General features: G+C 46.8%; 11 protein-coding genes. All 11 read right to left on the bottom strand.

What is annotated here, in order from left to right; all coding sequences use genetic code 11:
• The coding region (locus AC1WIP_RS05575; RefSeq protein ID WP_481140893.1) for a HAMP domain-containing sensor histidine kinase at positions 1 to 736 on the bottom strand (736 nt) is incomplete at its 3' end.
• A complete protein-coding gene (locus AC1WIP_RS05570) occupies positions 733 to 1407 on the bottom strand; it encodes a response regulator transcription factor (RefSeq protein ID WP_481140892.1) in 675 nt (224 codons plus the stop codon). The genes AC1WIP_RS05570 and AC1WIP_RS05575, both read right to left, overlap by 4 nt.
• Positions 1408 to 1571: 164 nt before the next feature.
• Positions 1572 to 2465 carry a carbohydrate ABC transporter permease gene (locus AC1WIP_RS05565; protein ID WP_481140891.1) on the bottom strand — a complete coding sequence of 298 codons (894 nt, stop codon included), beginning with the start codon at positions 2463 to 2465 and terminating at the stop codon, positions 1572 to 1574.
• A gap of 39 nt (positions 2466 to 2504) precedes the next feature.
• Complete coding sequence (locus AC1WIP_RS05560; protein ID WP_481140890.1) at positions 2505 to 3428, bottom strand: ABC transporter permease; 924 nt, start codon at positions 3426 to 3428, stop codon at positions 2505 to 2507.
• Complete coding sequence (locus AC1WIP_RS05555) at positions 3425 to 4933, bottom strand: FGGY-family carbohydrate kinase (RefSeq protein ID WP_481140889.1); 1509 nt, start codon at positions 4931 to 4933, stop codon at positions 3425 to 3427. The genes AC1WIP_RS05560 and AC1WIP_RS05555 overlap by 4 nt, the downstream gene beginning before the upstream one ends.
• Positions 4926 to 5864 (bottom strand): transketolase family protein, encoded by a 939-nt coding sequence (locus AC1WIP_RS05550; RefSeq protein WP_481140888.1) that lies wholly within the window; start codon positions 5862 to 5864, stop codon positions 4926 to 4928. Before AC1WIP_RS05550 ends, AC1WIP_RS05555 begins: the two co-directional genes overlap by 8 nt.
• Positions 5830 to 6687: a transketolase gene (locus tag AC1WIP_RS05545; protein ID WP_481140887.1), complete on the bottom strand. Its 858-nt coding sequence runs from the start codon at positions 6685 to 6687 to the stop codon at positions 5830 to 5832. The genes AC1WIP_RS05550 and AC1WIP_RS05545 overlap by 35 nt, the downstream gene beginning before the upstream one ends.
• Positions 6688 to 6720: 33 nt before the next feature.
• Positions 6721 to 8121, bottom strand: a complete 1401-nt coding sequence (locus tag AC1WIP_RS05540) for an L-fucose/L-arabinose isomerase family protein (protein ID WP_481140886.1) — start codon at positions 8119 to 8121, stop codon at positions 6721 to 6723.
• A 109-nt stretch (positions 8122 to 8230) separates the two neighbouring features.
• The gene (locus tag AC1WIP_RS05535; protein ID WP_481140885.1) at positions 8231 to 9784 is read right to left on the bottom strand and encodes an ABC transporter substrate-binding protein; all 1554 of its coding nucleotides are present in this window, start codon (positions 9782 to 9784) and stop codon (positions 8231 to 8233) included.
• A 41-nt stretch (positions 9785 to 9825) separates the two neighbouring features.
• Positions 9826 to 10554, bottom strand: a complete 729-nt coding sequence (locus AC1WIP_RS05530) for an MBL fold metallo-hydrolase (protein WP_481140884.1) — start codon at positions 10552 to 10554, stop codon at positions 9826 to 9828.
• A 3-nt stretch (positions 10555 to 10557) separates the two neighbouring features.
• Positions 10558 to 11132 (bottom strand): MBL fold metallo-hydrolase (locus AC1WIP_RS05525; RefSeq protein ID WP_481140883.1); only part of this gene is annotated, 575 nt, incomplete at its 5' end.

The raw sequence follows: 11132 nt of genomic DNA, 5'->3' as shown, positions 1-11132 counted from the left end.
CATCCTCTTCCACATCCGTTTCGATCTCCAGCTCCTTTTCCTCCCAGGCACTTTCAAAGGCAAGCAGGCATTCGCACAGCTGCTCGCCCAGGTCATAGGTTTCTGCCTTGGGGTAAATCTGTTGATTCTCCAGTTTATTCAGCTTTAGAATATTGGTGATCAGGCTGGCAAGCCGCCTGGAGGCATCGGTGACTGCCTTGGCGTATTCCATCCGTTTTTCTTCAGACAGATCAGGCTGCTGAAGCATTGTGCCGTAGTTTTGAATCACTGCAAGAGGCGTTTTCAGCTCGTGAGACACATTGGCAATAAAGTCCGTCCGAAGGGTCTCTGTTCCGGAAAGCTCTTTAGCCATTTGATTGAAGTAATCGGCGATCACGTCAAACCCGCTCATAGAATACACGCCGTGAAAGGGAGGGATTCGTATGGAGAAGTCTCCCTTCATCAGCTGTTCTGCAGCATTCACAATCTTCTTCACCGGACGGTCTATCATAAATTTACGCCGGATACCATCTATCACTGTACAGAGCAGGCTCAGTAAAACCACATTTAAGAAGGTCACCTTGGCGGCCTGCTCTATGTGGGCCTGTGTAAACTCCAGTCCTGTGGTTCTTGTCACCATGTTGAGGAACAGGATCATGCAGCAGCTGATCACAAAGGCCATCAACAGGAAAAAGGCCAGATACCGGCGGAAGGAAAACAGCCACCGGACAATTTTTGCATTATCCTTTTTTTTCATTTCAGCACCGCCTTGTATCCCAATCCGTGAACGGTTACAATTTCAAAGTCATCACAGCCGGAAAATTTGTCCCGCAGCTTTGTCATGTACACATCTACCGTTCTGGGCCCGGAGGAGGAAGCGCTGTCCCAAAATTCATCCATCAGCTGAGAACGGGTAAAGGTCTTTTTGGGATAGGACAAAAGCTTGTAAATGAGATTAAATTCCCGCACCGTCAGAGGAATCTCCTCCCCCTTCAGATAAGCGGTATGCTCCTCTATATCCATGGTTAAGCTGCCAATTACAAGCTTTTTGCTGGCGGCGATTTTAGCCCTCCGCAGCAATGCCTCAATCCGCAGAAGCAGCTCATCCAGATCAATGGGCTTTACCATATAATCATCAATGCCCAGCTTAAATCCCCGCTGCTTGGATGAAAAATCGTCCCTGGCTGTCATGAACAGGATAGGGATTTCCTGATTCAGCTCCCGCACGGTTTTGGCAAATGCAAAGCCATCTATGTCCGGCATCATAATGTCTGAGATAATAAGGTCGAATAAGGTGCCGCCGTACATGGCGTCATAGGCTTCGCTGGCGCCAAGGCACCCCTGTGCCTCAAAACCGTTTTGATTCAGATAGGAGCAAACGGTCTTATTCAATTCCCGGTCATCCTCCACTACTAATATTTTAAACACAAAATTCGCCTCCCCATGCTATTCTTATTTATATATAGCACAGGGATGTTAAGGAATTGTTAACGCAGGATAAAAACATTTATTTTCTTAAATGGGAGTAAAAAATCATTATGAACAGAAGAAAAAGGGGCGATGACAAAAAGCCTTCGTCCCTTCTTTGAATGTTATCCCTTTACTGCTCCCAGCGTAATTCCCTTTACAAAATATTTCTGAAGGAAAGGATATACTATAATAATGGGCAGAATTCCCACCATGGCAATGGCCATGCGTATGGTGATGGAGGGAACACTGACGTTTCCTGCCTGCTGAGCAATGGAAGAATTGGTGGCAAGGAAATTCACATTGTTCAGCATTTTGTTCAGTATATTTTGAATGGAAAAATATTTTGCCTCAGTGAGGTAGTACATACCATTGAGCCAGTCATTCCAATAGGCGATACCGATAAACAGAACCAATGTGACAATAATGGGTTTGGACAGAGGAATAACCACACGCACAAAGTTTCCGATTTCACTGGCTCCATCAATACGTCCTGCCTCAATCAGCTCCTCGGGAATGCTGGAGGAAATATAGGATCGGGTGATCATAATGTAAAAGGCGTTTAATAAAAGGTTGGGAACCAGAAGAGCAAAATAGGTATTCTTTATATGAAAGTAATTGGTATACATAATGTATGAGGGAACCAGCCCACCGTTATACAGCATGGTAAATATCACAAAAAAGTTTAAAAAACGGCGTCCTGGAAGGTCCTTTCGAGACAGCAGATAGGCGATGGTCATGGTCATGTAAAGGCCGAGAGCTGTGCCTATCAGCGTTACAAGCAGAGTGGTGAGATAGGCACGGCAGATCTGTTCCCCTTCCCGAATAATATACTGGTAGGCCTCCAGACTCCACTCTCTTGGAAAAATAGAGTAGCCGTATTTGGTAATGCTGGTTTCAGAGGTAAGAGAGGATATCAGCATCAGCACAAAGGGGAAAAGACATAAAAAGCTGAATATTCCAAGCACGATATGAGTTAAAATTTGAAAATTTTTATCTTTTTTATATCTGGCATTCATTTTTATACCTCCCAGCCCGCTTCTTCGGGCATCGATTCATTAGAAAATGGCACTTTCCTCACTGTACCGTTTTACAATTTTGTTGGCGGCAATCACAAGGACACATCCAACAATGGACTGATACACACCTGCAGCGGAGGACATTCCAATATCTCCCAGCTGCAGCAACGCCCGGTAAACATAAGTATCAATTACATTTGTCACCGGATAAAGAGGTCCTGAGTTTTGCGGCACCTGATAAAATAGCCCAAAATCCGAGTAAAAGATTTTACCTACGGAAAGAATCATCATCATAAGTATAGTAGGTTTTATTAGAGGAATAGTAATAAGGCGGATGCGCTGCCAGATGGACGCTCCGTCCAAAGCGGCCGCCTCATAATAAGCCGGATCGATTCCCATAATGGAGGACAAATAAATAATACAGGAGTAGCCGCTGGATTTCCAAAGGTAAATAAATACCAGCAAAAAAGGCCAGTATTTTGTCTGCGAATACCAGGCGACAGGGTCTGCTCCAAACAGAGGCAGAATGGAATTGTTTAAAAATCCGGTTTTTTCACTCAAAAAAGCATAGGCCAGGTAGCTTACAATAATCATGGATACCAGATAGGGAAACAAAATCACTGTCTGATAAAATTTTGAACAAACCCGGTTTTTCAGCTCGCTGAGCAAAATAGCAAGTAAAATGGCAAAAGCAGTGCCCAGGATGATAAATGCAATATTGTACAGAATGGTGTTGCGGGTGATGGTAAAGGCATCCTTTGTGGCAAAAAGATATTTAAAATTTTGGAAGCCACACCAAGGACTATTGAAGATTCCATCCTTTAAGTTTATATTTTTGAATGCAATTACAATTCCTGCCATGGGAATATAATTGTTGATTAAGAGATAAAGCATACTGGGCAGCGCCAGCAGATAAAGTGGCAGATACCTTTTAAAAGCACGAAGCCTTTTTCCTTTTTTCATTCATTATCCTTCTTTCTTTTTTCCTCTTTGCCGGACAAAAGAATCCGGACGGCCCTTTTCCACCCCTCATACTTAGCTTTGATCCGGTCTGTGTCCGAAGCAGGCCGATACATGGAAAACTGCTTTTTCTCAAAGAGATTTGCGGGCAGCAGACCCATTGCAAATCCGGCCGCATAGGCTGCTCCCATACCTGACAGCTCTTTTGTATCCGGCACATGGATTTCTGCGTTGAGCAGGCTGCTTTGAAACTGCATTAAATATGTATTTTGTGCGGGGCCTCCGTCCGCACGCATTAGCTTGACAGGGATACCTGTATCCTGACGCATTGCGCTTATCACATCGGCTATTTGATAGGCAATGGCTTCCACTCCGGCCTTGACAATTTCTTTTTTCCCTGTGTTTCTGTCAATACCAAGCAAAGCAGCCTTAAGATCCGGCTCCCAGTAGGGGGCGCCAAGCCCGGTAAAGGCGGGAACAAAATACAATGTGTCATGCTGACAGGCTTGCCGGCATAAGGCTTCCGTTTCCTCAGGGGAAGCAAGTAGTCCGGCCTGGTGCTGCAGCCAGGAAATAATTGCGCCGGTATAATTTACATTGCCCTCCAGCACGTAGCTTACTTTGCCCTTGAGCTTCCAGGCAAGAGAGGTCACAAGGCCATGGCTGCTTGATACAGGGGCGGCTCCGATATTCATCATAATAGAGGAGCCTGTGCCGTAGGTGGCCTTCACCATTCCCTTGGAAAGACATCCCTGGCCGAACAAGGCGCCGTGGGAGTCTCCCAGCACCGCATGGATAGGGATGGGAGCGTCCAGATATCCTTCCAAGGTAGTTTCCCCAAAGTCAGAGTCAGAATCGCATATGGCAGGCAGCTGTTCGGGATGGACACCAAAAAGCTGGCAGATTTCAGAATCCCACTGCAGTGTAAAGAGATTAAAAAGCTGAGTGCGGGAAGCGTTGGAATAATCTGTTTTATAGGAGTTTCCCTGGGTAAGCTTGTATACAAGCCAGGTGTCCATGGTTCCAAAGCACACCTGGCCCTTCTGGGCTTTTTTTTGGAGTTTTGGAACGTTTTCCAGAAACCAAGCCAGCTTTGCCGCTGGAAAGTAAGGAGAAAGCGGCAGGCCGGTATTTTCTTGTATGAATTTTGCAGCACCTTCTTTTTTCAGTTTTTCACAGACGGCAGCAGCTCTGGCACACTGCCATACAATGGCGTGATCCAAAGGAAGACCGGTTTTTTTATCCCACACAAGAGAGGTTTCCCGTTGATTGCTGATGCCTATACACACAATCTGAGATTTCCGAATGCCGCTTTTGGACACAAGATTTTTTATCGCCTGAAGAACATTGTGATAAATTTCCATGGGGTTATGGGATACCCAGCCTGCAGGATTAACAATCTGTCTGTGGGAAATATCTTCTCTGGCAAGCAGTGTCCCCTCCTGGTCAAAAAGAAGCGCCTTTGTGCCCTGGGTGCTTTGATCGATTCCTAAAATATACTCAGACATTTTTCATAAGCTCCATTGCTTTGCTGCGGATTCCTTCCGCGTTGAGTTTGTAGTAATCAAATACCTCTTTTGAGGTTCCTGTGATCACAGGGGCGTCGGGAAGACTCATGTTTATTACTTTTTTGGCACAAACCTGTGCGATAAACTGGCTTACCATACTGCCAAGCCCTCCGAAGGGAGAATGCTCTTCCACCGTGATTACAGCTTTTGCCTTAGAAGCATAAGTGAAAAGTGTCTCTATGTCCAGCGGCTTAACACAATACATATCCAAAACAGTGGCATGTATTTGAAGCTCCTTCAGCAGCCGTGCGGCTTCCACCGCAGGCTGTACCATTTCGCCGCAGGCGACGATAAGCAGATCCGTTCCGCCGCCTATGACTGTGGCCTTCTGGAAGGTAAAAGGAATGGCATCCTCCTGATAAACATCCTCTACACTTTGACGGCCCACACGGATATAGGCGGGTTTTTCATCCTTCAAAAGTGCCTCCACAAGGCATTTTGTCTGATGTCTGTCACTGGGCAGATATACACGCATATTGGGAAGGGAGGCCATGGCGGCAATATCCTGAAGGGAATGATGGGTCATCCCCAGGGCGCCATAGCTGATTCCACCGCTGATGCCGATCAGCTTTACATTGGTTCCCGAATAGGCAACATCCACCTTAGCCTGCTCGTAGCTGCGGGTGGTCAAAAAACTAGCAGGAGCAGCGGCAAAAGCCTTTTTTCCACAACTCGCCAGTCCTGCGGCAATACCGACCAGATTTTGCTCTGCAATGCCTACCTCTACAAACTGCCGGGGGTATTCCTGCGCAAAGGGCGTCATGGATGCACTGCCCCTGGAGTCACTGCAAAGAACCACAATATTGGGATCTGTCTGGGCTCCTTTCATCAAGACCTCACAGATGACCTGCCGGTTTGCAATTTTGTTCATGGGAAAATGCCTCCTTCCTTCTCTCTAAATCCTGCAGAATCTGCTTATATTCTTCCTCTGTAGGCACCTTGTGATGCCAGGAAGCCTTATTTTCCATAAGAGGGGATCCATAGCCCTTAATGGTATGGGCTATGATCACAGTGGGCTTTCCCTGGAAGGATCTTGCCTTTTCAAAGGCAGCATTTAGAGCATCAATATTGTTGCCGTCAGCAGAAAGCACATGCCATCCAAAGCTGCTCCAGCGAGCACCCTGGTCATCCTGAGACATAACGTCCTCGGTATTTCCGGAAATCTGCAGCCGGTTTCTGTCTACCACGGCGCACAGGTTATCCAGCTGGTAGTGTCCTGCAGCCATAATGGCCTCCCAGACACTTCCTTCAGCCATTTCTCCATCACCCAGTACGGTATATACCCTGTAAGACCGATTGTCCATTTTAGCGGCTAAGGCCATGCCAACGCCTACAGAGAGTCCATGTCCCAAGGAGCCGGAATTCATTTCAATACCCGGAAGCTTGTTATTGGGGTGTCCTATGTAAGGGGAACCAAATTGGGAATAGCGTTGTATTACATCCTCTCTGTTCAGGAAGCCTTTTGCTGCCAATACGGCGTAATAGGCCTCCATGGAATGTCCCTTGCTGAGAATGAATCGATCTCTGTCCGGATCGTCGGGGTGCTTGGGGTCAACCTTAAGCTGTGAAAAGTACAACGCCACAAGAATGTCCATAACACTCATGTCCCCTCCTACATGACCGGTTTTACCATGCCGGATCATGCTTAGAACATCCTTGCGCAGATCAAAAGCAAGCGTCGTCAAATTTTCCATAATTACCTCCAGTCTGCTTTTTTGGCGTTAAATTCATTCGCCGCGCAGATATGCTTTTACCTGTTCCTCTATAGGGTCATAGAAATCAGGCTTTACACCTATGTACTTACATGCCTCGTATAATATGGGGACAACATTTTTATGGATTCCCACACAATGGTGGATATAAGGACCCTCCACAATTTTGGCTTCGAGGCGCTTGATGTTTTCAACGGCAATCCACAGATAGGTGCCCATGCAGGCAGGCCCTTCAATTCCTTTTGCATTTCCCAGCAAAAGAAAATAGTCTCCGTTGTCGCCGTCAAATCTTGCCAGTGTAATTTCTCCGTGCTTTGCTTCAGCAGTCAGGCTTCCCGGATGGTCGAAGGCAAGTGGATAGGTGATTTTAGGAGTTTGTCCGGCTACGGAAATAGGCCAGGGTCCACAGTGCTGCAAAAGCTCTCCGTTTTCTACATCAGGATGGCGGATGGTCCAATCAGCAAAAAAGCTTCTGGTCTCTCCCATCCCTGCCGCCTCCACCATAAGTGCGGTGATGGCTCCATGGATATCTGTCTCACATACGATAGGATAGCCCTCTTCATTTAACAGTGCGTTGGCTGCACAGGGCATAATGCCGATTTCAGACTGCAGTTGATTCCAGCATTGAATGGCGCCTGCCTGACAGCCATATTTTAATAGCAGGCTTTTGATTGCAATTTTAAGAGCCGCAATGGTTGCCAAAATACTGTCGTCTACCTCTACCTTCATGTGGGAACGGCAGTAGCTGCATATCTCTTTTATTTTTTGCTTTTCCTCTTTTGCCTTGCGGACTTCATCTGTGAGCTCAGGCAGGGGAACCGGAGCCAGCTGAATATTGAATTTTTCCAGAAGCTCTCCTTCATTACACATGGTGCTCCAAAAGTCAAAAGGTCTGGTTGAAATCTGAAGAATGCGTATGCTGCGGAAGCTTTTTACCACATTGCACACTGCCATAAAATCTCGCAGACCCCGCTCAAAAACAGGGTCATCCAGCCTGCAGTTTGTCAGATAGGTAAAGGGTACACGAAACCGTCGAAGCACCTTTCCGGTGGCGAAGAGACCGCACTGCGTATCCCGCAGACGGACGCCATCCGGGCTGGGTCTTTCATCCAAAGGCCCCCACAGAAGGACGGGAACCTGCAGCTTTTTTGCCAGTCTGGCGCATTCGTATTCTGTTCCGAAATTACAGTGGGGAAGAAAGAGCCCATCTACTTTTTCCTGCAAAAATTTTTGCGCAATTTTCTCCATATCCTCATCGTTGTAGAGAAGTCCTTCTTCGTTTATATCTGTGATATCCACAAAATCTATGTTCAATTCTCGAAGCCTGTCAGCGGTTTTATTTCTGTATCTAAACGCATCCGGAGCGCTGAAAATGCTTCTTCGGGTGGGGGCAAAGCCCAGCTTAATTTTGTTCATATTAACCTCCATTCCTATAATAAAGGGAAAGCTGTGCACCTTGAAAACCAAGATGCACAGCTTGCAATGACAATGCAATGAAAAAGGCTTTTCAGGTTTCGTAACTTGCTTAATTATTTGCTGCCCACTCATTCAGCTGATTTTGCTTTTCATCAATGATGGTCTGCAGACCGGCGTTGTACAGGGCATCGTTAAACTGCTCAAGAGTGGATTCCGGCTCCATGGCACCGCTCTCCAGGGCGCATCTGTACTGTTCCAGTACTGCTGAGCAGGCAGCGTATTCTGTTTTTACCGGCTCTGCATTGAAGGTAAAGCCCATGGCTTTGGAAACGATTGCCGTTTTGTTAAAGTGATCCAGCTGCTCCCATATATCCAGGTCGTCTCCTACCCATACATAAGTGATAAATTGATTTCCCACAAGCCATCCCTGGTTTAGATTATAGCCGGAGTTGGAGGCATCCACGCCTTCCGGAAAATCAATGTGGCCATCCTCCTGAATTTCGTAATGCTTTCCTTCAATGCCCCATGCCAGAAGGTTTGCCACATCCGGGTTTGTATAAAGAAGATTTAAAAACTGTACTGCCTTGTCCACATGCTCACAGTTGTGGGCCACAGCATACTGTAAAAGCTGTACAGTGGTGGTGCAGGTGTCGGCCGGATAAATTTCCACCATAGGGATGGGCTGGCCGGTCTCTGTGGATACCTGAGTTGCCAGACCGGGCTTGGTGGTAACGGATATGGCAAAGGTGCCTCCAGAACGCATCAAAGTGGGTCCTACCTCAGAGGAAGTCGCTGCATCGGACTGGATATAGCCTTTTTGGTTCCAGTCATACATTTTTTCCACAAATTCTCTGTACCGCTCGCTTTCAAAGAGATTCTCAACAGTTAAGGTATCGCTTTCCATATCCAGAAGGACACCCAGATAATCACCCAGAGGATCCACGCCGGCCCTCATGTTGTTAAACAGCTTTGCACCCTCTGTATTGATGGTAAGGGGAACAAGGGAAGGCTCGTTTTCATGAATGATAGCAAGTACCTCCTCCATGTCATCCAGCGTTTGAATTTGAGAAGGGTCAATCTGGTATTTCTCCAAAAGATCAGTGCGGAGATTAAAGCCGTAGCCAGTCGCAAGATCACGATTGGTGGTTATGCCGTACTGTTCTCCGTTAATGCGGCCTGCTTCCAGATATTCTTCTCCTACTGCGTCAACGATTCCCTGGCCGTACTGCTCCAATTCAGCTGTGATGGGTACAATGCTTCCATTGGAATACCAGGAGGAGAAATTAGTGTTAAGAGCCTGAATGATGTCCAGGCTTTCTCCGGAATTTAACATGAGGTTTACCTGGGTTGTATAATCTCCGATGTTGATTGCTTCTATATTAATGCGCACTCCGATTTCCGGCTCCGAAATTTTGTTGATTTCATCCTCCACAAGCTGCATGTCGGAGGCGGAGGTGCTGATGACAAGATATGCCATGGTAAGCTCCACAATTTCTTCCTGCGCAGTCTCTGCTTCTGCCGTCTGGCTGCCATCCGATGGATTGGCAGAAGCCGCAGTGTCCTGAGCCTGACTGGAGGAATCTGAAGACTTCCCACAGCCTATTAAAGCAAGGCTCATCATCATTGCCAACAGTAAAGATAATGCTTTTGGTGATCGTTTCATTTGTTCTCCTTTCGTAAAAAAGATGCATTGTCATGTAATATTTATTCTTTTGGGACGGAAGGCTTTCTCCATTCTGTAAGGGCAATGCGGTACGCATCGTTTAGAATCCTGCTGCCTGCCTGCATACATAGCTGAAAATGTCCGGGCAGAATCACATCGCACTGTAGTCTGGAAAATTTTTTGATAGATTCAAAAAAGGCGTTCCGGTCAAAATCATAGCCCCCTTCCCAGCCTAAATAAGCACCGCTGCAGTCTTCCTTTACATTCAGCACATCGCCCGTGAACAAAAGAATTTGGTTCTCCATTGTCAACTGATAAAAAACGGAACCTTTTGTGTGACCCGGAACCTCAAACACCTGAAAGGAAAGTCCGGCTGCTTCAAAGATATCCCCGTCCTTCACACGCAGATCCACCTTACAGGGGATGTAGGCCTCCTTGGCGGGAAATGGATCGTAATCACAGATTTCTTCCAGGTTTCCGGTTTCAATGGCATCAGCGTCCATAGCACCCGCAACAATTACCGCACCCTTTTTTTGGTAACGCCAGGCGTTGCCAATGTGATTAAAATGCTTATGTGTTAAAAGCACATGAGACACCGGATATCGGTCAAGTCCCCAATATGCCATATTGGTCTGCAACATTTCATGATCAGAAGCCGTTTCGGCAGTATCTATCATAATGAGACTGTCTTTGCCCTTTATGACAAAAATGTTGGCGATATTGGCGTAGGCGCCTCCTGAGATTTGAAAAATGTTTTTTCTGATTTCCATGCTTCATCCCCTTTCTCTGAAAAAATTGCGGGTTTCTATTTTCTGGGAGGGCTGGGTTAGCAGCTGCAGTCTGGCACGCAGATGTCCTCCGGCCAAAAGCCTTTCCCCCTCCTTCATACAGATTTCTCCATGCCCAGGCAGCACCAGATCAGCTTTTCTTCTGGAAAGCAGTAAAAGACTGTTCACATAGCTTTCCTGATCGTAATCCGCTGCGCCTGTCCAGCCCAAGGCGCTTCGCAGGCAAAGACGATCGGCTAGGAGCGTATCGCCGGTAAAAAGAACAATTCGATTTTCCGTTTTTAATTCATAGACCACACAGCCCCTGGAATGTCCAGGTGTGTGAATCACCTGAAAACAAAATTCTCCTTGCTTTATGTAGTCGTTTTCTGTAAGCCTGTCATCCACAGAGCAGGTGTGATACTTTTCAAAATGGAAAAAGGCGTAGGATGCCGTGCCGTCATTCCCTGTTTCCACCGCTTGGGCCTCAGAGTGGTGAATGGCGATGCGCGCTCCAAGTTTGCGGTAGCGATAAGCATTTCCAGAGTGTTCGCAGTGGGCATGAGTTAAAAGAATCCGGG

The organism is Acetatifactor sp., assembly GCF_982438285.1.
Note: the sequence above shows the minus strand (reverse complement) of the source record. Positions and strands in the feature narration are given on the sequence as shown.